Genomic DNA, 21,638 nt, shown 5'->3' on the forward strand with positions numbered 1-21,638 from the left:
TATAAAGTCAAAATCGCAAAATTGCAAGCACGTATCTATATTAAAATCTAAACATAAGCTTTACTAGCATACTCTTATCATGCGATAGATTCTGGAATATCGATATCTGTTTTCTGCACTTCTTCCACATTTACGTCTTTAAACGTAACAATACGAACGTTTTTCACAAACCGCGAAGGGCGGTAAACGTCCCACACCCAAGCGTCTGTTAATTGCACGTCAAAATACACATCTTGACCTGCAGAACGCACGTTAAAATCCACCTTGTTTGCCAAATAGAATCGTCGCTCAGTTTCTACAACATACGTAAAAAGCTTAATAACGTCACGATACTCCTTGTACAACGCAAGCTCGGCGTCAGTTTCGTAATTGTCGAGATCTTCAGCGCTCATCGCTTCCCTTCCGCATTATTGCCATTAGTGTTACGCTTACGACCGCGTCCTATAATACGCCACCATGCGCGTTTAGAAGAATCTTCTTTGACTGTAGCCGCATTATACGGCCACGATTCGTCGGAATTATCTTTGCTAACAGGTATTGCAATTGAATGCTCATGCGCACTTAGCGCTTCACAAACACCAGGATTATCTTCAATAACGTGCAGACCAAAAGCGTCTAAAGAACGAATGGCATCATATTCATCTACGAGAGTGTCCATAACAACAAAATCTTGATATTTTTGATTTTGTGAATCCCACAAAGCATCTCTAGCTGTTCCAGTTTTTACAAAACCAAGAGACTGATAAACAGAAAGAGAACGCGTATTCGCTGCTGGAACACCAACCCAAATCCTATGCAATGCTAAACCAACTGTGTCTGGAGCAAAACCATACGTCATAACTCTAGGCATTGCATCTCTAGAATACCCACGACCCCTATAATCGCGTCCTAGAATCACCTGAATTCTAGCGGATTTAGACCAACCATCAATGTCGATCAAAAAAATCATTCCAATAATATCGCCATTGGTATTTTTAGCGTCATCAATAAGATCTGGCACAATTGACCATGCGATTGTTGGGCGTGATTGAGCATCTCCAACAACCCCAGCATAATCAGACATACTTTTATCATTATTGCCCAAAGACCACTGCACAGAACGCTCAACCCACGCATGAACCATAGCACGTTCAGATTGTGAATCCTTGCCAGTTATAACAGCCGCACCATCAAAAGCATGTAATGAATCCATCCTAGCTAAATCTTCGATGGTTGCTTGCCTAAGACGAGCCATCTCGCCGCGTATTGACGGAATTACAATACTTTCTGGTAACTCTCGAGAGTTTGTAGAGTCAGCATTGACTTCCTGCATATTCACCTGTTTCCTGTACCTAATTGACCTTGCGTTACAAAAAGTTCTACAAAAAGCATAAGCAAAATACAAATGCGTAAGCAACTACAATATAAGATTACACTTTTTGCACTCTACACAATGCTATAAAACACAAGGTTAAAACGCAAAGCATAAAATGCAAAAAGTGCATCTATAAACTATTCTTTTCTAGCTAAATTTTAATCTAACTAAAATTTAAATCAGCCTTTAATCTTTGCCATCACGATCTTAGTAACAGCCTTAGCATCAGCCTGACCTTTAGTCGCACGCATAACAGCGCCAATAATTGCGCCCATCGGCTTCATATTTCCAGCCTTAAGCTTTTCTGCAACTTCAGGATCAGCAGCAAGAGCAGCGTCAACAGCAGCTTCCAAAGCGCCGTCGTCGTTCATAACCTTGAATCCGTGCTTCTTAACAACTTCATCAGGCTTACCCTCGCCAGCCAAAACGCATGCAACAGTTTGCTTAGCGAGCTTATCGTTAAGATTGCCATATGCAATTAGCTTTTCAACTTGCGCCACATCTTGCGGAGTAATAGGCAATTCTTCCAAAGTTACGCCACGAGTGTTTGCTTCGCGAGCAAGCTCACCAAGCCACCACTTCTTAGCGCCAGCAGCACTTGCACCAGCTTTAACGGTTTCTTCAACCAAATCAAGAGCATCCGCGTTAAGAATATCTCGCATTTCAAGATCGCTAATGCCCCATTCGCTTTGCAAACGGTTACGGCGCTCGCGAGGCATTTCTGGCATTTGTGCCTTCATGCGCTCAATATGCTCCTTAGTGATGTGGAGCATAACCAAATCTGGGTCTGGGAAGTAGCGATAATCGTCGGCGTCCGACTTTACTCGGCCGCCAGCAGTAGTCTGAGTTGCCTCATCCCAGTGACGAGTCTCCTGCAAAATCTCGCCGCCTTCGCTCAAAATAGCAGCCTGGCGACGAATTTCGTATTGAAGCGTCTTTTCGATTCCGCGGAATGTGTTCACATTCTTAGTTTCCGAGCGCGTACCGAATGAATCGGTTGGCTTTCTGCGGAGCGAAACGTTTACGTCTGCGCGCATATTGCCCTGCTCCATACGAGCATGGGAGATGTTGAGAGCGCGAACAATATCGCGAATAGCGCGCATGTATGCGCCTGCGATTTCTGGAGCGCGGCTGCCAGCACCTTCGATTGGCTTAGTTACAATCTCGATTAAAGGAACGCCTGCGCGATTGTAATCAACCAAAGAATGATTTGCGCCTTCAATACGACCGTCAGCGCCGCCAACGTGAGTATTCTTACCAGCATCATCCTCAATGTGAGCGCGCTCAATCGGAACTCGGAACACAGTGCCATCTTCCAGCTCAACATCCAAGTAACCATTGCCATTAGTAGGCTTATCGTACTGGGAAATCTGATAATCGCGAGGCATATCTGGGTAGAAGTAGTTTTTACGAGCAAATTGGCTCCACTCAGCAATCTCGCAATGCAATGCCAAACCGAGCTTAATCGCGTAATCAACTGCAGTCTTGTTTACAACTGGCAAAGAGCCTGGCAAACCAAGGCTTACAGGAGTTAGCTGAGTATTTGGCTCGCCACCAAAAGATACTTCTGCTGGGCAAAACAGCTTTGTGCGCGTGCTAAGCTCAACGTGAGTTTCCAAGCCGAAAACTGGGTCAAACTGCTCCACAGCATCGGCGTATTTCATAAGTTTTTCAGCCATGAGAATCCTTCTTATTTAAGCTTTATTTCACTTTACTTAGCCAATGAATCGAGCCAACCAGCTTTAAGCGACTTCCAGATTGGGCCGCTCCACTTTTCTTCGAGCGCTGCTTCCAACGCTGCTGCAGGCTTGTACATCTTTTCATCATGGCATTGCGGAGCAATAATCTGAATGCCAACAGGCAAGCCATCATCGCTCAAGCCAGCTGGGAGGCTCAAAGCTGGAACGCCAGCCATGTTTGCAGGAATCGTAGCAATATCGTTCATGTACATAGAGAGTGGATCGTTCATCTTCTCACCAAACTTGAATGCCGTTGTAGGGCTTGTTGGGGAGACTAGAACATCTACCTTATTAAACGCTTCTTCAAAGTCGCGAATAATAAGCGTACGAACCTTTTGTGCAGAGCCATACCAAGCGTCGTAGTAGCCAGCGGAAAGTGCGTAAGTGCCAAGAATAATACGGCGCTTTACTTCGTCGCCAAAGCCAGCTTCGCGAGTTGCAGCCATCATGTTTGCAGCAGTTTGAGGCTTATCTGCTGGTGGCATTACGCGCAAACCGTAGCGCATGCCGTCGTAGCGAGCCAAATTAGAGCTAACTTCGGAAGGCATAATAATGTAGTAAGCAGCCAGCGAGTAAGGGAAGTGAGGGCAGGAAACTTCCGTAACCTCTGCACCCATATCCTTAAGCAGCTGCACAGCCTCATTAAAGCGAGCTTCAACGCCTGGCTGGAAGCCATCGCCACTAAGCTCCTTAACAAGACCAACTTTTACGCCCTTCAAATCTCGGCGAGCGCCCTCGCGCGCAGCCTGAGCCATTGGAGGAACAGGAGCTGGAATCGAAGTGGAATCGCGCCTATCGTTGCCGCCAATAATCTCTTGCAAAAGTGCAGAGTCAAGAACGGTACGAGAAACAGGTCCAATCTGATCCAAGGAACTTGCCATAGCGATTGCACCAAAACGGCTAACACCGCCATAAGTTGGCTTTGCGCCGACTGTACCAGTTAAAGCACCTGGCTGACGAATAGAGCCACCTGTATCTGTACCCAAAGCAATAGGAGCCTCGAATGCAGCAACAGCTGCAGCTGAACCGCCGCCGGAACCACCAGGAACACGCTCAGTATCCCAAGGATTGCAAGTAGTTTGATAAGCAGAATGTTCTGTAGAAGAACCTTGAGCAAACTCATCCAAATTAGTCTTGCCGAGAATTGGCATGCCAGCTGCTTTGAGCTTTTCAATAACAGTAGCATCGTAAGGCGGAACCCAGCCTTCAAGAATCTTAGATGCTGCAGTAGTAGGAATGCCCTTAGTAACAATCATGTCTTTAATGGCAATTGGAACGCCTGCAAGCTCAGGTAAGCCTTCGGCTTCGCCATTAGCGTTCTTTTTATCAAAAGCATCTGCTTGTTCAAGTGCAACATCTGCAGAAACATGCAAGAATGCTTTGATTTCTGGCTCGGCTGCTTCGATTACTGCCAAGTGAGCTTCAACAAGCTCGCGGCTAGAAACTTCTTTAGCTTTTACAGCTTTTGCCATATCGGCAGCAGAAAGCTTTACTAAATCTTGAGTATTAGTCATGTTTATTCCTCCCCCAAAATTCGAGGTGCTACAAACATGCCAGACTCACTTCTAGGAGCGCCAGAAAGCGCTTCTTCTTGAGTCAATGGCGTAGCAGGCTCGTCTGGGCGCAAATACGCTTCAAGAGGTACTGGATTTGCAGTAGGTGGCACATCTTCGCCAGCAACTTCCTGCACTTTGTTAATAGATTCTGCAATGACGTTTAATTCGCCTTGCAAGCGACTGATTTCTTCGTCGCTAAGCGCAATCTGGGATAGAACGCCCAGATGCTCAATTTCTTCGCGTGTGAATGTTGGCATAACCTCAACTATATGTGTGATGCGTGACCTTCTTATAGAAGAAAAAAGCAATATTGATAAAAGATTTACACACGTTACTGTAGAAATATTTTCCCAATTTTAGAACATGATTGTCGATCCATATTTTCTAGGGAAAATTATGTGTAATATTAAAAAAATTTTATTAGTGAGACAATAAGCGAAATAACAATTATTATCACATACAGTTTTCATAAAATTAACGAGTATAAAATAGTGAAGACGAGGGTCTATGCATGTCAACACGCCATGAAATGGAAATAATTCAATAAAAGAATGTTGGCATTCCAACCTTCTTCATACGTTTATTTGCAGAATAAAAAAATTTGTTTTATTTCACTATCCCAGAAATAAAAAAGCATGTAATAATTAAATGCTATGAGATATTAAGCTAATGCAGCGAAGCATTCCATGCATAGAAGCAAATAAGTTACGGTATCTCATAAAAAATAACATAAAATATAAAATTGAAGGACACATATGAATAACACAAAGTTCTACCGTAATGCAGCAATGTTGCTCCTCGCGGGCGCAACTATTATTCCACAATGCTTAGCAGCACCAGCAATGGCCGCTCCTGCAGCTAAGGATTCTGAGCCAACCGCATCTTGCGCAGCCAAGAAGGACTCGTTGAATAATTATTTGTGGGATTTGCAATACGATAAAACAAACATTCTCGCCCGTCATGGCGAAACCATTGACAACAAATTCTCTAGCGATAGCTTCAACAAGGGCGATGAATTCGTTGTTGTTGAGCATCAGAAGAAGAACATCACAAATACAACTTCAAACTTGTCGGTTACTTCCGCCAACGATGATCGCGTATACCCAGGTGCTCTTTTCCGCGCTGACCAGAATTTGATGGACAATATGCCAAGCCTGATTTCCGCAAACCGCGCTCCAATCACGTTGAGCGTTGATTTGCCAGGCTTCCACGGCGGCGAAAGTGCTGTAACTGTTCAGCGCCCAACCAAGAGCTCTGTAACTTCCACAGTGAACGGCTTAGTTTCCAAGTGGAATGCACAGTACGCTGCAAGCCATCATGTTGCAGCTCGCATGCAGTACGATTCTGCAAGCGCACAAAGCATGAACCAGCTCAAGGCAAAGTTTGGTGCTGATTTCGCCAAGATTGGCGTTCCGCTGAAGATTGATTTCGACGCTGTGCACAAGGGCGAAAAGCAGACTCAAATTGTGAACTTCAAGCAGACCTACTACACCGTAAGTGTTGATGCTCCAGATAGCCCAGCTGACTTCTTCGCACCATGCACTACGCCAGAAAGCTTGAAGAGCCGCGGAGTAGACAGCAAGCGTCCGCCAGTATATGTGTCCAACGTAGCTTACGGCCGTTCAATGTACGTAAAGTTCGACACCCGCAGCAAGAGCACCGATTTCCAGGCTGCTGTTGAAGCTGCAATCAAGGGTGTTGAAATCAAGCCAAATACCGAGTTCCACCGCATTTTGCAGAACACTTCTGTAACTGCTGTAATTCTCGGCGGCAGCGCAAACGGTGCAGCCAAGGTTATTACCGGCAACGTCGACACGTTGAAGGCTTTGATTCAAGAAGGCGCAAATTTGAGCACCTCCAGCCCAGCAGTTCCAATTGCTTACACCACTTCCTTCGTCAAGGATAACGAAGTAGCAACTTTGCAAACCAATAGCGATTACGTTGAAACCAAGGTTTCTTCCTACCGCGACGGCTACTTGACTTTGGATCACCGTGGAGCTTACGTAGCTCGCTACTACATCTACTGGGATGAGTACGGCACCGAGATTGACGGCACTCCTTACGTGCGTTCTCGCGCTTGGGAAGGCAATGGCAAGTATCGTACAGCTCACTTCAACACCACTATTCAGTTCAAGGGCAATGTGCGTAACCTCCGCATCAAGCTTGTTGAGAAGACCGGCTTGGCTTGGGAACCATGGCGTACAGTATATGACCGTTCCGATTTGCCACTGGTTCGCCAGCGCACAATCAAGAACTGGGGCACCACCTTGTGGCCACGAGTTGCTGAAACTGTGAAGAACGACTGATACTTATCACAATTTCAAAAAATAACTTAATAAAGATAATTTAATAAATAATAAATTAAATATAAGTGAATACAATTAAGGGCTTTATCTTGTAGTCGGTTACGAGATAAAGCCCTTGTTGTTTGCTAAATATTATTTGTAGTTAAATATCGCGATGTTTTTCAACAACGTGGCCAATTGCATACATGACTACGCCCCAAGCGAGAACCACCAAGCCTGATTGCCACCATGTAAAAACATATGCGTTTGGTGGAAGTTGCCGCCCAGAACTAGCGGAGACTCCTAAGAATTGGCTTGCAGCATTGCCTGGCAAAATCTGAATAAGTATTGAAGTCCACTTCGCAAAATTGCTTGCAAGCATAATAATGCTAACAATGGCCTGCAGAATCATCACGGCTCCAATAACGCACATAATTCCGCCAGCAGTTGACTTGCAAATCATGCCAAAACCGTAGGCCATTGCTGACACAACAACCATAATTGCAGGAGAGCCAAGGAACAGAGTAAGCGGCAATTTCCACACGTTGCTTCCCGATAATCCGGAAATGTTATCTCCCATAAAAGCTAATTCTGCAGCAGCTAAAGAAACTGCCATTGCAATAAGTTGGGCTACAAAAACATAGATTGCAACCGCAATAAACTTAGCCGTAAAGAACATACCCCTTTTAGGTACAGCCGTAAGAGAAGCCTGAATTGAAGTCGTAGAATGTTCCGCAGTTACAGCAAGCACTGCAAAAATCGCCAAAACAATCAAAGATATAGAAGCAAAGCTAACGACCAAGCGGAAAATGCTTTCTTGAGATGCAATAAGGTCACTTTTATCGCTCGGTCCAACAGTAATTGCAGCGCTTGATTTACTTTGATTTGCTCCATTCTTAATGTCAACTTTAGACATTGCTTTCTGCACAAGCGCGATTATAAAGCTGAAAATTACTGGCAAAACAATTGTTAATGCCATGCACCACCACGTAGACGCAAGTCCGCGCAGCTTAACAATTTCAGATTTAAGCGTGTGCATAAATGTAAGGCGTAAGTGCTGAGCGTTCATGCTACGGCCAGTCTTGTATGCGTTAGATTGATATGCATTAGATTGGTGTGCGTTAGATTCAGCCAATTGCACTTGCTGATTTGCTACTTGCTCACTCATTTTGCACTCCCCTGATTATTAAATTGAGCTACACTTTGCTCAGCAGGATTTAAGTTTCCGGAAGGAATAGTCCTAGTCACGTACTGCTCTTGGCCATGCGTAAGAGCCAAATATGCTTCCTCAAGCGATGCATGCTCTTGATTCAGCTGATAAACCATGATTTGATTATCTGCAATTTCGCGAGCAAGCTGATTAAGCTCGCATCCTGTTATTCTGAGGAGCTCGCCTTCTTGAACGTCTTGAGGAGTGCGAACATCTTGCAAAATCTTGCATTCAGGATGATTTTGAGCAAGCACAGACTTTAGCTTTTCGCCTTCTGGAGTCACAAGTCGCACAGCGTGCTGCGAATGTGCATTAACAAAATCTTGTACTGTTGTACGCTTCAAAATTTCGCCATGCGCAATAATCACAAGGTTATCTGCAGTAAGCGCAACTTCGCTCATTAAGTGCGAACTAAGTAGTATTGCTCGACCTTGGCTTGCGTAATACTTGCACAATTCGCGAACCCACTTAACGCCTTCTGGATCCAAACCGTTAATTGGCTCATCCAAAATGAGATTGTGCGGGTCTGCTAAAAGCGCTGCAGCAATCGAAAGACGCTGGCTCATGCCAAGCGAGAACGAACCTGCTTTGCGGGTTTTAACACTTGATAATCCAGTAATATCAATCACTTCGTCAACGCGCTTTTTTGATATTCCATGAGTTAAAGCCAATGAATACAAGTGATTGTAAGCGGAACGACCTCTGTGGGCAGACTTTGCATCAAGAACTGCTCCAACTTCCGTCATTGGGGATGCGATTTTTGCGTAAGGTTTTCCGTCAATAAGAGAAGTGCCACTATTGGCGTGAATAAGATTTAACGCGCAACGCATGGTAGTAGATTTACCAGCGCCATTAGGACCTAAAAAGCCCGTGACTCTACCGTCTTCGGCGACGAAAGAAACGTCGTTAAGCGTTGTTTTTGCGCCGAAACGCTTTGTAATATGTTGGAATTCTAACATAGCTTAACAGTATCACAAATAAAAAAAAATACACATTAAATGTAAGCGTTTATGAGTACAGACTGTTGAATTTTAATTAATATTTAGCAATTTGGTGCTGCATGTTGCGCAATCCACGCGTGCATGGAAACAGCCGCAGCAGCTCCTGCGTTTAGAGAGCGAACAGAGCCAAATTGCGAAATATAAACAACGTCATCCGCCATCTCTAGTGCTTTTTTAGAAAGACCTGGACCTTCCGCGCCAAAAAGCATAAGGCAACGTTTAGGGAACTTGTAGTTTTCCATAGCAACAGCGCCTGGAATAATGTCGAGCGCTATAACGCGCGCGTTTTTAGCGTCTTGTTCCTTAATATTTGCGATTTTTTCGGCTTCTTTATTGCCTTCTGCTTGTGCTTTAAGCAAAAGTTGATGCGCTTCTTCTGCTTCTTTAAGCATATTTTCGCGCCAATTAGTTACTAGAGTTTCAATAGTTGGGCAGCATTCAACGTATTGGTATAGCTCGGTCATTAACGAGCCTTTACGATTCCATTTATGAGGCCCTACGATATACACTTTTTTCGCAGTAAACGCGTTTGCAGTGCGAACCATAGAGCCTATATTAAAATCGTGAGTCCAATTTTCTACAGCTACTTCAAACTCATGACGGCCTTTAGAATCGAGATCCGCTTTTATGGCTTCTACTTTCCAGTACCGGTAACGGTCTAGGACGTTACGTTGGTCGCCTTCGTCTAGTAATTCAGTGCTAAACCGCGCATCATAATTTGGCGATTCTGGATTATCTGGACGAGGTTCACCTGGATGCTCGTCTTCCCATGGGCCAACTCCTATAGGTCGAAATTCTGGCTCATCGGAAGCTTTTGCAGCCAAAGTAATTGGATTCGGTTCGTGCATGTGTGAGTTTTGCTCCGTTTAATACTTTTTCTTAGTATTGGCAGCTAGTAATTGCAACTAATCTTGGCAGCCGTCAGTTGCGCAATCGCCTGTGCAACCTGACTTGCAATGACCGCCACAGCAATTGTCTTCACAGCAAGGCTCAGTGCAACCATCGTGAGCGCAATCACCAGTGCACTCTACTTTGCAATGACCACCGCAGCAGTTATCTTCACAGCATGGCTCAGTGCAACCATCATGCTTGCAATCACCAGTGCATTTAACCTCGCAATGACCGCCACAGCAGTTGTCGTTGCAGCAATCGTCGCGATCTGCATCTGCACGTAATTCTTCTTCATCGAAAGCTTGAACAAATGCCATTTTAGTACTCTCCTCACTTATTGGATTTACTAATTGAAGATGCCTTGTGCCTTGTTCGTCGGCGTCAACACCACCAATTAATGCAACTATAGCAAGAATTTGCGCGCCTTGCTGATTAACAATGCCAAAATCAAGACTTAATTCATTTCCGTGTCGTAAAGTCACAAGCGAAGAAGTTTGAACATACGATTTTTCAGAGAGCCAAGAGTCAAGTAACAATACTCGCTTGCCTTTAACAGACGGACCTTTTGTTGCAGGAAAAACAAAATCCATAACAAAGCCGTCGAGTGCAATTCCTTTACGTTCTGCAGCATGAATAAGTGCAAAAACCATAGGCACTGCAGCAGCAGTTAACGCACCAACAGCGTCAACATCTCGTTCTAACGAATACCCAGCTTTCTCAATTGCGTCAAAAAGAATATCTCCAACTAGCTTAGAGCCGCGCTGATTAAAAGTAACAGAAAAAAGTTCGCTAAATGGTTTCGCACTCATATCTGCACAAAGCATGCGTTTAAGTTCAGCGCGTTCCTCTTGTAATTCTGTCATTTTGCATTCCTTAGCTTTTCGAGTTCTTCAATTTTTTATGCTTTGATGTTTTATGCTTAACGATCTTCTACTGATACTTCCGGAGCGCTCAGCTCTTTAACATCAGCTTTATCGGAATCTATAAGATCTATTGAAGCAATAACTTTACTTTGATCTAACTTCTGAAGTTTACGCGCTGTCACCAACACTCTAGACTCAAGCGAAGAAGCAAACTTATTGTAAGCTGCAACTGTTCTTGCCAAAGATACGCCAAGTTTTGAAGCATTTTCTCCAAGAACCGCAAAGCGATCGTACAATTCTCGAGATAAATCGAAAAGTTCTTTTGCATCATCTGTAAGACTTTGCTGCTGCCATGCGTACGCAACAGACTTAAGCACAGCCCACAAAGTCACTGGAGAAGTGAGTGCTACTTTTTGCGCAAAGGCATCATCCATAAGCGTTGGATCCGCCTCAAGAGCCGCCTGAAGCAATGCTTCGTTTGGAATAAATGCAACTACAAAATCTGGTGCTGTTTCAAAAGCCTGCCAATATGCTTTAGCTCCTAACACTCTAACGTGTTCTCGCAAAGCCTTAGCGTGCGCTTTTAGAAGCTCGCTCCTTCTAGCTAATTCTTCGTCGCTTGCGTTATCTGGGATTTCGCAAGCACGCTGATAATCCGCATACGGAACTTTTGCATCAACTGGAATTGTTTTGCCTCCTGGCAGATGCACAACCATATCTGGTCTCTGCTGTTCGCCATTTACTCCCGTTACAACAACTTGCGTATCAAAATCAACATGCTCAAGCAAACCTGCAGATTCCACAATATTTTTTAGTTGAGCCTCGCCCCAAGCTCCGCGAACCTTATTATTTCGCAATGCTGCAGAAAGCGAACTAGTTTCGCGGTCAAGCCTTGTTTGCTGCTCGCTTAAGCCTTTAAGCTGAGTGCTCAGCACGCCCATTTCTTGCTTACGCCCTTCTTCAATCTGCGAAACTTTATTCTTCAAAGCTTCGAGATTGTCTTTTACTGGAGCAAGCGCTTCCAAGACTTTACCTTGCTCTTTCAAAGTTTTTTCACGATTTAACCGTTCGCGTTCTTCTCGCTCTGCGCGCAATTGTTCTTCGCGATTCACTCGCAATTGCTCTGCTTGCTGTGCTTTTAACAGCTCAGACTCAACAAATTTCAATCGTTCAGCAAGCTGCTCTGATTGTGTGCGATATCGTATAGCCTGATTGCCATTTTCTTGCGCTTGAGCGCGCGCTTGTTCATACTGCGAGCGCAATTCGTTAAATTCGCGTTGGTTTACGCCATTAGCGCCTTGCGTTACAGAGTTGCGCTTAACAATAGTCAGCACAATAACAGCGGTTATTGCTACAGCAACCACCATTAAAACAAGCATCACAATATTATCGAACATACGTTCTATTAAACACTATTGATTCGACTTTTGAAACATAATTAGACACGTCTTTTAAGCACGTTCAAAATAAAGCAATCCACGTCCGCACGTGCCGCTCCATAGGCAAACTGCAATTACGGTAAGCACAACAACGACATATAACAATATGGATTGTCCAGGAATTACAGGCAAAGTTCCAGAAGGATACCATCGCAAAATCAATCCAATTTTACTTTGCAAACCTTGTGTGGCAATGTTCATCACCGCTAAAAAGACACCAAATGCAAGGCCGTAAAACCTTCCAAAACAGGCTAATCCAATCATTATGAGCACGATATCAATCCACGCATTGCCTAAAATCATCTGCAATGTACTAAATAGCTGCAAGTCAATTATACGAACAATTAACACTGAAGCGCCGAATGAAACAAACAAACACAATAAAGCAGCACTCAATGCATATATTCGCAGCCTTTTCATCACGAAACGTTCCCACGATACCATAATCGGAGCAAGACAAACGAATGCCGCGGCAATAAACCCAACTACAATAACTTCATACAGAGGAACAACAAAATTAACAACACTACTACCAGATTGACATTGAAACGTTATACCTCCTACCGCATTATGCACATTAGCAGAATCCGGCAAACAAATATAACCAACATAAACTGGCAACTGCGTTACAAATGATCTGAATATAACAAGCATTAAAGAGGGAAGGACTACGGACAATAAAATTGCAACGATTGCAACAATATAATGCCTACCTTCAAGCCAAGCGCGAAAATTATTTTTCATGCTTATCACCAAGTTCCGATAAGACTTGTTGTGGAGTTATGCGGCATTGATTAAGTTCTTTAACATGATTTTTTACAAATTGTTTCAGCTTAGCATCATCAGCATTATTAATACTCATAGCCACTTTATCGTTTGCTTCACCTGGAATAAATCCATATGACCCATACACATCATTACTTATACGAGAAGGAAGCTGAGCAAGCAAAAATGCTGTAACAGAAGCGTTTGAATCAAGATTCTTTTTTACATATACTTCTTTCATAGCATTTGATGCACATTTTGCAGGCACAAATCTTTGTAACACTTCTTGAGCGATACCAGTCATATCACCATATTTCTCAGAACGCCTAACAAATGTATCTGTTTGTTGTTGAATAACAGTAGCTTTAAGATTACGTAACTTTATTAAACCACTATTAGTAAGATTCCAAGATTTTTCAGTATTTGTTGGAGTAAACGCATTTCCAAGCACAAGCACAATTCCTTTGCCTTGCGAATCTCTCTGATTCTTAGGAAACCAAGAAGCAACAGTTTTCAAATGTTTAACAGCACGAAGTTTACGAATATAAGCTTCTTCAGGATGTACACAAACAGAAAAAGCAGTATCTTTAAACGTCGTACACTGAGGCACAAAAGGTCCAGAGCGAATCCAAGGTTTTGGACCCCACATAGCTATACAACAAGCACATACTATTGGCATAATTAAAGAAATACTTATTGCTTTTATGCACCAATAAGATCCCTTTTGCCAAAAATATCTAATATGCGCGCAACAAAGAATGCATGAAACGATAACAACACACACAAAGAATATGCGCAAAGTCACCAACCATGGGTTCATTCGCAAACCAGGCTCAGCACCAATACCAGCATCCGACACTGGAAGTATTGCGTATAAACTACTACCCCAATATCTAGGAAAAATATCTCCCTGAGGGATAACGCCATTATGCATTATAATGACGCCATAAATACAGCACCAAATTATTGCAAAAGATAATAAAGCTGATAATACAATTGCCCAACGATTGCCAATAATTACCCCTAAAGTAAAACCAATTGCAAAAAATGCACTCGGCGTCACGCCTCCACACAATAGTGGAAAATACGGAAAATTTGTAATATTTACATCACTCTGAATTACTGTTGGCAATATACTTACGCAATATAACAAACTGCACAGTATAGCGCCTTTTAGTATAGGAATAGTGTAACGACTGGCTGATTTTCCTGCACACCACGCAGAATTGACCAAACATCTGGGCGAGCAAGCTTTACATGAACACCATGCGCCAAAAATGCAAGCAACAATATCAGACAAACAATGCATCCATGTGACATCAATTCTTAACCAAAGCGCATAATTATTATTATGCGCTAAAAAATTTGCCACACCCAAAAAAATAGGATATGCAATCAAAAATAAGCTAAAAATACAACTGCTTATTAGAGATAATGGGGACATAATATGTGAAACAATCGTGCACTTCTTATGACTTTTCGTAAAAAATCTGAATTCAGTTAAAAAGTTAGAATATTGACGCATATTTAATCACATCCCTACTCACTACCACATTAACAAAATAAGAAACTATACATATCCAGTTACTGCTACTACTCACTTTTATGAAATTTAGATAGCAAATGCCTATATCCTGATTCCCATGGAGTTACCATAAGATCTTCACGATTAGCATACTGAAGAAGATTATCCATTTTCCCATCAAGCAATATAATTCCTTCATTAAGAACTATAACCCGATCCGCAATTACTGCTAAATCTTCTACTAAATGTGTACTAACAATAACAGTATGCTTTTGCGAATAAGACTTAAGAAAATTACGAATATCAATACGCTGCTCAGGATCTAAACCAACAGTAGGCTCATCAAGTATTAGTACTGCAGGCTGACTAGCAATCACACAAGCAATACCAGCACGCTGACGCTGACCTCCTGATATTTTAGCAACGATGCGATGTGCTTGTTTTTCCAAGCCAACCTGTTTGAGAGCATTCCAAGCAGCTTGATACGCAGCGCTCCACGATAAACCTCGCGCCCATGCGGCATATTGAACATTTTTTAACACACTCGATGCATTCATAAGTTCAAATGATTGTGGCAAATAACCAATATTTGACCGAGCTTTAGCCCTTTCCGCACGACAAGTTACGTCAAAGCCATGAACAAAAAGTTTTCCACTAGAGGGAGCATAAATCGTCGCTATAACGTTAAGCAGAGTAGTTTTCCCAGCACCATTTGGCCCCAAAAGACCACATATGCCAAAAGATAAATCTATAGAAAGATTATGCAAAATTTGTTTTTTCCCATACGAAAAATTCACATTAACAAGTTGCACATCTGAGCCCATAAATGATTCTTGTTGCATATCTCACCACTTAATAACTAGACTACTTACCTACAACTTCGTATATTTTCTCTGTCTATTCCAACTACAGAACCACTCATCTGAGCATAAGCTGAAATTGGCACAGCATAAACAATAGTAGCAAGCGCAACTATTGCAAATCCTTTCTTTGCGAACATATTCGTATCTCCATTTTCAATCTGCTTCATAACGTATTCAGCCTTGAATAAGTACATATATTTTATGATAATTTAATATGAAAAAAAAATAGATTTTTATAAAAACCAATTAAAATTTTAAAAGATATGCATATCCTATAATGCCAATTATCAGCAATAACTTGAAAAATTAAGGGGGATTCCACCTTTTTATTTCAAGTTCCTTCTACAAATATTTTTTATTTAGATACAAAAATAGCGTGCTGTCTAATGGAAAATAATCCAATAAACAGCACGCTTTGTTTTATTTGACTACATTATTTGACTACATTAAATAGTGCATATATTACGCAATCTTGAGAGTTACATGGTCGCTAGTATTCTCACAATCCGCAACTACGCGAGCGCCATCATGCACCTTGCCAGAAAGCAGCAATCGCGCAAGTTGATCGCCAATTTCCGTTTGAACCAATCTACGCAACGGACGAGCACCATAAACTGGATCGTAGCCATGCTCCGCAAGCCAAGCGCGAGCAGAATCACTCACATCCAAGCTAATGCGGCGGTCACTCAAGCGTGCAGCCACTTGGCGAACTTGAATATACACAATTCCACCAAGCTCTTCGCGGCTCAACGGATGGAACATAACAAGCTCATCCAAACGGTTAATGAACTCTGGCTTAAACTCAGCGTGAACAGCGTTCATAACAGCCTTGCGTTTAGCAGCATCGTCCAAGCCTTCTTGCACAAGGAATTGCGAACCCAAGTTTGATGTCATAATCAAAATCGTATTCGTAAAATCAACCGTTCTACCTTGTCCGTCAGTCAAACGACCATCATCCAAAACCTGCAACAAAACGTCGAATACTTCTGGATGTGCCTTCTCAACTTCGTCAAAAAGCACTACAGAATACGGACGTCTGCGCACAGCTTCAGTAAGCTGACCGCCTTCCTCGTAGCCAATGTAACCAGGAGCAGCACCGATTAGACGCGAAACGGAAGCCTTTTCCATGTACTCGCTCATGTCAATGCGAACCATTGCGCGCTCGTCGTCAAACAAAAAGTCAGCAAGAGCCTTAGCAAGCTCCGTCTTACCAACGCCAGTAGGACCCAAGAATAGGAACGAACCGGTAGGGCGATTCGGGTCTGCAATTCCAGCACGGCTTCTGCGCACAGCATCCGCTATAGCCTGAATTGCTTCGCTTTGACCAACAACGCGCTTAGAAAGCTCCTTTTCCATGTTAAGCAGCTTCTCATTTTCGCCTTGCATCAAGCGGCCAACAGGAATGCCAGTCCATTCGCTAACGACTCCAGCAATAGAATCAGCATCAACCTGGTCTGGAACCATCGGCTCTTTTGCTTCACTCTTAGCATTAGCAGCCTCGGATTCTGCTTCTTCCAAAGCTTTTTGAATGCTTGGAATTTCGCCATACAAAATACGGCTTGCTTGCTCCAAATTGCCTTCTCGCGTGAATTTGTCGGCTTCTACGCGCTTAGCGTCGAGTTGCGCTCGCAAATCGCCAACCTTGTTGTGACCAGCCTTTTCCGCATCCCAACGCGCTTTCAAACCAGTAAGCTTTTCGCGCGAGTTTGCTAATTCTTCTTGCAACTTTTCTAAGCGTTCTTTAGCAGCAGCATCTTCCGCTTTCTTTAATTGCATTTCTTCCATTTCAAGACGCGTAACTTTGCGCTGCAATTCGTCGATTTCTTCTGGCTGAGAATCAAGCTCCATACGCAAGTGAGCTGCCGCTTCATCAACCAAATCAATCGCCTTATCTGGAAGTTGTCTGCCAGTAATATAGCGGTTTGAAAGCGTTGCTGCAGCTACGATTGCATCGTCACTAATCGTCACCTTGTGGTGTGCTTCGTAACGTTGCTTAAGTCCGCGCAAAATCGTCACCGTATCTTCAACAGATGGCTCGCCAACAAATACTTGCTGGAATCTACGTTCAAGCGCCGAATCCTTTTCAATATGCTCGCGATACTCGTTAAGCGTAGTTGCGCCAACCAAGCGCAGCTCGCCGCGCGCAAGCATTGGCTTAAGCATATTGCCAGCATCCATTGAACCTTCTGCAGATCCTGCGCCAACAACAGTGTGAATTTCGTCAATAAACGTAATAATTTGACCGTCTGATTGTTGAATTTCCTTCAACACTGCCTTTAAGCGTTCCTCAAATTCGCCGCGATACTTCGAACCTGCAACCATCGAAGCCAAGTCGAGACTGATAAGACGCTTGTTTTGCAAAGTTGTAGGCACATCTCCTGCAACGATTCGCTGAGCCAATCCTTCTACAACTGCCGTTTTTCCAACGCCTGGCTCGCCAATTAGCACAGGATTATTCTTCGTGCGGCGAGAAAGAATCTGAATCACGCGACGAATTTCCTGGTCTCGTCCAATTACTGGATCGAGCTTTCCTTCGCGAGCGCGCGCAGTCATATCAACCGAATATTTTTCGAGCGCTTTGTAGTTGCCTTCCGCATCTGGGCTTGTAACTTTCGCGCCTCCGCGTACAGTTGGCACAGCCTTGCGCAACGCGTCTGCGGAAACGTTGTGCTTTTTGAAAATATCCGCAACTGCATTCGGCGCGCTTGCAACTATGCCAATAAGCATGTGCTCTGTAGAAACGTATTCGTCTCCCATTGTGCGCATTTCTTTTTCTGCCTGGCTTAGCGCAGCTAAAAGCTGACGGCTTGCGTCTGGCTTAGTTGTAGTTGAGCCAGTAGATGAAGGCAGTGCCACTAATGCGTTGCGAATTTCAGCGCCGATTTGTTGCGCATCTGCACCAGCCTGTGCAATAAGCGCGCGCACTACGCCTTGCTCTTGGCGAAGTAAAGCATCTGCCAAATGTAACGTATCAACTTGCGCATTGCCAGCTGCCGCCGCGCTTTGCACAGCATCACTTAATGCATCTTGCGCTAAGGTCGTAAATTTTTGTTCCATATTTACCCCCATTTGCACCGCTATCTAGCGGATTTTAGGTGATTTACGTGCACTTTTTGCGATTGCACTCAAACCACATTCTGTCAATTTCTAAAACTTGAGTCTACTACACTCAAGTTTTGTTTTCAAGATGTTTGTGGCGTTTTCTTATACAACGGTTGCTTGCGACTTTTCCTAAGTATTTTCCTAAGTATTAAATATGTCGTAATCTTAAAAATATGAGAATTGCACGTTTTTCGTATAATGAAGTTCCGCAGTACGCTTTCGTTCAAAAAGACGAAGCAGACGGTAAGGATTATTTAGTAGCGCTAGAAGGCCATCCACTAAGCCCTCAAGGAGTTAAACCAACAGGTAAGCGCTACGAGTTAGACGCCGATGGCGTGCGCCTGCTTGCACCAGTAATTCCTTCAAAAGTCTACGGATTGGCAAAAAACTACGATACGCGTTCTGCTGAAGAGCGCGCATCTTCTGCTGTGTTGTCAAGTCACACGGCAGCAGACATGGTGATTTTTACAAAGCCGAGCACATCTGTAATAGGACCTGACGATCCGATTGTTATTCCGGCTTTTTCGAACGATATGAATTTTGAGCCAGAAGTGGCTGTTGTTATGGGCAAAATCGCCAAAAATGTGTCGGTAGATAAGGCAATGGACTACGTTTTTGGCTTTACATGTGTAAACGACGTAACTTTGCGTGATTGCGCAGGCAGCGACCCAATGTTTACGCGCGCAAAAGGATTCGACACTTCTTGCCCACTTGGTCCATGGGTTACAACCGAGCTAAATTGGCGAGACGCGCATATATCTTTTACGCTTAATGGCAAAGATGTGCCAGAGGCGAACGGCACTACAGCGCGATTGATTCACAGCATTCCAGAGCAAATTGCTGCGATTTCAAGTTTCTCAACGCTTCTTCCAGGAGATGTTATTTTGACTGGAACGCCGTATCCAGCCGGAACTTTGCACGCTGGCGATGAAGCGATTGTGCATGTAGATGGTATTGGTTCGCTGCGTAATGTGATTATGCATGCGTGAGAAATTATTGATTTGATTTAAGACTACACAAAGACTACACAAATGCGCGCGGGCCAAAGATTGCCGAACCGATTCTAACCATTGTTGAACCTTCGGCAATCGCCCACGCAAAATCGCCGGACATTCCCATTGAAAGCTCTAGTTTTGAAGAGTCTTGCGCGAGTTGTTTACTTACACAATCCCTGATTTCTCGCAATTTTGCGAAACCGCTTCTCACTATTTTTTCATCATCCACGCGCGCTCCAAGCGTCATAAATCCGCGCAAATTAAGCGCCGGCAAGCTAGATATAGCGAGCGCTTCGTCAATCGCGCATTCTGGCGCGCATCCGGATTTCGTAACTTCTCCCGAAACGTTCACTTCCAGCATAACGTCTACGCGAAGTCCCAAATTTTGAGCGCGAGCAGATATTTTTTGCGCAAGATCAATGCTATCAACCGACTGAATCCCATTTGCAAGAGGCAAGACTTTGTTTATTTTATTGCTTTGCAACTGACCTATTAAGTAGAGCGGAATTTCGCCGTTTACACCAACGCTTAAATTCTCGCGCGCAGCTTCCTTGCGTAAAATTTCTGCTTTTGCAACAATTTCTTGCGGACGATTTTCCCCAATTACGCGCACTCCTGCTCTGAGCGCTGCCATGATTTCGCCAACATCTCGCGTTTTAGTTGCAGCAAGCAGCGTAACAGACCCAGCTTTGCACCCGTAACGCGATTCGGCTTGAGCAATGGCGTCTTGCACGCTGTGCACGCCGTCGGCAATTTGACGCGCGCGAACACAATCTACCTCAGTATTCGCTAAATCTTTTTGCGTCATATATGCCATTTATTGCCCCAATCTATCATTCTAAATACATAGTTTAGTCGAGGAAGGGCACGGATTTGTCTGCTAAGTTTGCGCGAACAGAATTCCACGGCGTTTCGTCGCTTTTAAATAACGCGAGCGCATCTGCAGCGCTCATATCTGCTGGGCGAGTTTGCTCAGGATTCTTATATCCCAAAAGATACATGCAGTAACCAATCATGCGCTCGGCGCTCCAGCCAGATTCACGAAGTGCGCCAACATCTAGTGAATGCTTGCTTTTTGCGAGTCGCTCGCCTTGAGCGTTATCAATTAGTGGCAAGTGCGCAAATTGCGGACGCACGTAATGCACGCCGTTAGCCGCAAAAAATCCCGATTTTTCTAACAGCTCACCAATCCAAATTTGAAGAGCCGCCGAACGCAGCAAATCGCGTCCGCGCACAATGTCGTTTACTCCCGAAAGCACATCGTCAACAACAACCGCAAGCTGGTAGGAAAACACGCCATCCGCGCGACGAATCACCATGTCTCCCAAGTCGCGATTAATGTTAAACGATTGCGCACCAAAAATCGCGTCTATAAAACTCACATTCGCTTGGTTTAAATCAGCAGTCGGTACAGCAAGCCGCAAAGAATGTTGTTGATTATTTTGCAAACGCTTTTCGATTTGCGCCAAGCCTTGCGCATTTTTGCGAAGATTTCTGCACGTACCGGGATAGCGTATAAAGCCGTCGCCTTCTTGCGGCGCTGCAATCGCGCGAATATCGGAACGCGAGCAAAAACACGGGTAAATCAGGGAATTCCCGTCTCCGTCTTGCAAAGATTCTAACGCATCAAGAGCTTCTTGGTAGAGTGCAGTGCGCTCATGCTGATAAGTCGGCTCACCAACCCAATCAAGCCCAGCCCACTTCAAATCGTCAATCACTCGCGCGCTTGCATCTTTTGGCATTCTAGCAATATCGAGATCTTCCAGACGCAAAATCATGCTTCCACCTTGCGACTTTGCAGAAAGCCAAGCAGCCAACATTGCTACCATATTGCCAATATGCATACGCCCAGAAGGAGTCGGCGCAAAACGACCAATTGCAATAGGTGACTTAGAAAACATGATTTCGTCTTTCTAATATCTTTCTTAAAATCTTTCTTAATAAGCACAAGTTTGCAAAACATAAACTTGCAAAATAAAAAGCGCGTAACGCATTCATACTAGCATCACGCGCTTCTTACAACCGCAATTAATCACAATCAATAACAGTT

19 protein-coding genes are annotated in these 21,638 nt (G+C 43.8%); 2 read left to right on the top strand and 17 right to left on the bottom strand.

Annotated elements, in window-relative coordinates; all coding sequences use genetic code 11:
• Positions 1-77 precede the first annotated feature (77 nt).
• The 5 genes from HXT19_RS06265 to gatC all read right to left on the bottom strand — a co-directional run bounded on the left by HXT19_RS06265 (position 78) and on the right by gatC (position 4,906).
• On the bottom strand, positions 78-392 hold the full coding sequence (locus tag HXT19_RS06265) for a DUF2469 domain-containing protein (protein WP_004105898.1): 315 nt from the start codon (positions 390-392) through the stop codon (positions 78-80).
• Positions 389-1,312, bottom strand: a complete 924-nt coding sequence (locus HXT19_RS06270; RefSeq protein ID WP_004114137.1) for a GNAT family N-acetyltransferase — start codon at positions 1,310-1,312, stop codon at positions 389-391. Before HXT19_RS06270 ends, HXT19_RS06265 begins: the two co-directional genes overlap by 4 nt.
• Before the next feature lie 221 nt (positions 1,313-1,533).
• Complete coding sequence (gene gatB / locus HXT19_RS06275) at positions 1,534-3,033, bottom strand: Asp-tRNA(Asn)/Glu-tRNA(Gln) amidotransferase subunit GatB (protein WP_004574822.1); 1,500 nt, start codon at positions 3,031-3,033, stop codon at positions 1,534-1,536.
• Between the two features lie 32 nt (positions 3,034-3,065).
• The gene (gatA, locus tag HXT19_RS06280; RefSeq protein WP_004574820.1) at positions 3,066-4,607 is read right to left on the bottom strand and encodes an Asp-tRNA(Asn)/Glu-tRNA(Gln) amidotransferase subunit GatA; all 1,542 of its coding nucleotides are present in this window, start codon (positions 4,605-4,607) and stop codon (positions 3,066-3,068) included.
• 2 nt (positions 4,608-4,609) lie between these two features.
• Positions 4,610-4,906 carry an Asp-tRNA(Asn)/Glu-tRNA(Gln) amidotransferase subunit GatC gene (gatC, locus tag HXT19_RS06285; RefSeq protein WP_004114131.1) on the bottom strand — a complete coding sequence of 99 codons (297 nt, stop codon included), beginning with the start codon at positions 4,904-4,906 and terminating at the stop codon, positions 4,610-4,612.
• Positions 4,907-5,404: 498 nt separating this feature from the next.
• On the opposite strand from gatC, the gene vly reads away from it, so the two are divergent.
• On the top strand, positions 5,405-6,955 hold the full coding sequence (gene vly / locus HXT19_RS06290; RefSeq protein ID WP_004574832.1) for a cholesterol-dependent cytolysin vaginolysin: 1,551 nt from the start codon (positions 5,405-5,407) through the stop codon (positions 6,953-6,955).
• A 142-nt stretch (positions 6,956-7,097) separates the two neighbouring features.
• Here vly and HXT19_RS06295 read toward each other — a convergent pair whose 3' ends face one another.
• The 10 genes from HXT19_RS06295 to clpB all read right to left on the bottom strand — a co-directional run bounded on the left by HXT19_RS06295 (position 7,098) and on the right by clpB (position 18,548).
• A complete protein-coding gene (locus tag HXT19_RS06295) occupies positions 7,098-8,102 on the bottom strand; it encodes an ABC transporter permease subunit (protein WP_004114129.1) in 1,005 nt (334 codons plus the stop codon).
• Positions 8,099-9,103 (bottom strand): ATP-binding cassette domain-containing protein, encoded by a 1,005-nt coding sequence (locus HXT19_RS06300; protein WP_004114128.1) that lies wholly within the window; start codon positions 9,101-9,103, stop codon positions 8,099-8,101. The genes HXT19_RS06295 and HXT19_RS06300 overlap by 4 nt, the downstream gene beginning before the upstream one ends.
• A gap of 83 nt (positions 9,104-9,186) precedes the next feature.
• Positions 9,187-9,993 (bottom strand): TrmH family RNA methyltransferase, encoded by an 807-nt coding sequence (locus HXT19_RS06305; RefSeq protein WP_004114127.1) that lies wholly within the window; start codon positions 9,991-9,993, stop codon positions 9,187-9,189.
• A 57-nt stretch (positions 9,994-10,050) separates the two neighbouring features.
• Positions 10,051-10,899, bottom strand: a complete 849-nt coding sequence (locus tag HXT19_RS06310) for a hypothetical protein (protein WP_101887754.1) — start codon at positions 10,897-10,899, stop codon at positions 10,051-10,053.
• Between the two features lie 56 nt (positions 10,900-10,955).
• Positions 10,956-12,296, bottom strand: coding sequence for a DNA recombination protein RmuC (gene rmuC, locus HXT19_RS06315; RefSeq protein WP_020760124.1), 1,341 nt, complete (start codon positions 12,294-12,296; stop codon positions 10,956-10,958).
• A 54-nt stretch (positions 12,297-12,350) separates the two neighbouring features.
• On the bottom strand, positions 12,351-13,082 hold the full coding sequence (locus HXT19_RS06320) for a hypothetical protein (RefSeq protein ID WP_101887755.1): 732 nt from the start codon (positions 13,080-13,082) through the stop codon (positions 12,351-12,353).
• Positions 13,072-14,166, bottom strand: coding sequence for a hypothetical protein (locus tag HXT19_RS06325; protein ID WP_101887801.1), 1,095 nt, complete (start codon positions 14,164-14,166; stop codon positions 13,072-13,074). The genes HXT19_RS06320 and HXT19_RS06325 overlap by 11 nt, the downstream gene beginning before the upstream one ends.
• A gap of 530 nt (positions 14,167-14,696) precedes the next feature.
• On the bottom strand, positions 14,697-15,452 hold the full coding sequence (locus tag HXT19_RS06330; RefSeq protein ID WP_032836330.1) for an ABC transporter ATP-binding protein: 756 nt from the start codon (positions 15,450-15,452) through the stop codon (positions 14,697-14,699).
• Between the two features lie 44 nt (positions 15,453-15,496).
• Positions 15,497-15,658, bottom strand: coding sequence for a hypothetical protein (locus HXT19_RS06335; protein WP_004574454.1), 162 nt, complete (start codon positions 15,656-15,658; stop codon positions 15,497-15,499).
• 295 nt (positions 15,659-15,953) lie between these two features.
• A complete protein-coding gene (clpB, locus tag HXT19_RS06340) occupies positions 15,954-18,548 on the bottom strand; it encodes an ATP-dependent chaperone ClpB (protein ID WP_162860816.1) in 2,595 nt (864 codons plus the stop codon).
• A gap of 218 nt (positions 18,549-18,766) precedes the next feature.
• Here clpB and HXT19_RS06345 point away from each other — a divergent pair, with 218 nt between their 5' ends.
• On the top strand, positions 18,767-19,582 hold the full coding sequence (locus tag HXT19_RS06345; RefSeq protein WP_014554855.1) for a fumarylacetoacetate hydrolase family protein: 816 nt from the start codon (positions 18,767-18,769) through the stop codon (positions 19,580-19,582).
• A gap of 34 nt (positions 19,583-19,616) precedes the next feature.
• Here the strand turns inward: HXT19_RS06345 and HXT19_RS06350 are convergent, their stop codons facing one another.
• Both HXT19_RS06350 and HXT19_RS06355 read right to left on the bottom strand, forming a co-directional pair.
• Positions 19,617-20,405, bottom strand: coding sequence for a YggS family pyridoxal phosphate-dependent enzyme (locus HXT19_RS06350; protein WP_101887757.1), 789 nt, complete (start codon positions 20,403-20,405; stop codon positions 19,617-19,619).
• 34 nt (positions 20,406-20,439) lie between these two features.
• Complete coding sequence (locus HXT19_RS06355; protein ID WP_065189706.1) at positions 20,440-21,489, bottom strand: glutamyl-Q tRNA(Asp) synthetase; 1,050 nt, start codon at positions 21,487-21,489, stop codon at positions 20,440-20,442.
• Between the last annotated feature and the right edge of the window lie 149 nt (positions 21,490-21,638).

The organism is Gardnerella sp. DNF00038 (assembly GCF_049262855.1).
Lineage (GTDB): Bacteria > Actinomycetota > Actinomycetes > Actinomycetales > Bifidobacteriaceae > Bifidobacterium > Bifidobacterium vaginale.

Bases quoted from the DNA above. Each gene is read 5' to 3' on its own strand.
- HXT19_RS06265 (WP_004105898.1), bottom strand. From the start codon at position 392: ATGAGCGCTGAAGATCTCGACAATTACGAAACTGACGCCGAGCTTGCG.
- HXT19_RS06270 (WP_004114137.1), bottom strand. From the start codon at position 1,312: ATGCAGGAAGTCAATGCTGACTCTACAAACTCTCGAGAGTTACCAGAA.
- gatB (WP_004574822.1), bottom strand. From the start codon at position 3,033: ATGGCTGAAAAACTTATGAAATACGCCGATGCTGTGGAGCAGTTTGAC.
- gatA (WP_004574820.1), bottom strand. From the start codon at position 4,607: ATGACTAATACTCAAGATTTAGTAAAGCTTTCTGCTGCCGATATGGCA.
- gatC (WP_004114131.1), bottom strand. From the start codon at position 4,906: ATGCCAACATTCACACGCGAAGAAATTGAGCATCTGGGCGTTCTATCC.
- vly (WP_004574832.1), top strand. From the start codon at position 5,405: ATGAATAACACAAAGTTCTACCGTAATGCAGCAATGTTGCTCCTCGCG.
- HXT19_RS06295 (WP_004114129.1), bottom strand. From the start codon at position 8,102: ATGAGTGAGCAAGTAGCAAATCAGCAAGTGCAATTGGCTGAATCTAAC.
- HXT19_RS06300 (WP_004114128.1), bottom strand. From the start codon at position 9,103: ATGTTAGAATTCCAACATATTACAAAGCGTTTCGGCGCAAAAACAACG.
- HXT19_RS06305 (WP_004114127.1), bottom strand. From the start codon at position 9,993: ATGCACGAACCGAATCCAATTACTTTGGCTGCAAAAGCTTCCGATGAG.
- HXT19_RS06310 (WP_101887754.1), bottom strand. From the start codon at position 10,899: ATGACAGAATTACAAGAGGAACGCGCTGAACTTAAACGCATGCTTTGT.
- rmuC (WP_020760124.1), bottom strand. From the start codon at position 12,296: ATGTTCGATAATATTGTGATGCTTGTTTTAATGGTGGTTGCTGTAGCA.
- HXT19_RS06320 (WP_101887755.1), bottom strand. From the start codon at position 13,082: ATGAAAAATAATTTTCGCGCTTGGCTTGAAGGTAGGCATTATATTGTT.
- HXT19_RS06330 (WP_032836330.1), bottom strand. From the start codon at position 15,452: ATGGGCTCAGATGTGCAACTTGTTAATGTGAATTTTTCGTATGGGAAA.
- HXT19_RS06335 (WP_004574454.1), bottom strand. From the start codon at position 15,658: ATGAAGCAGATTGAAAATGGAGATACGAATATGTTCGCAAAGAAAGGA.
- clpB (WP_162860816.1), bottom strand. From the start codon at position 18,548: ATGGAACAAAAATTTACGACCTTAGCGCAAGATGCATTAAGTGATGCT.
- HXT19_RS06345 (WP_014554855.1), top strand. From the start codon at position 18,767: ATGAGAATTGCACGTTTTTCGTATAATGAAGTTCCGCAGTACGCTTTC.
- HXT19_RS06350 (WP_101887757.1), bottom strand. From the start codon at position 20,405: ATGGCATATATGACGCAAAAAGATTTAGCGAATACTGAGGTAGATTGT.
- HXT19_RS06355 (WP_065189706.1), bottom strand. From the start codon at position 21,489: ATGTTTTCTAAGTCACCTATTGCAATTGGTCGTTTTGCGCCGACTCCT.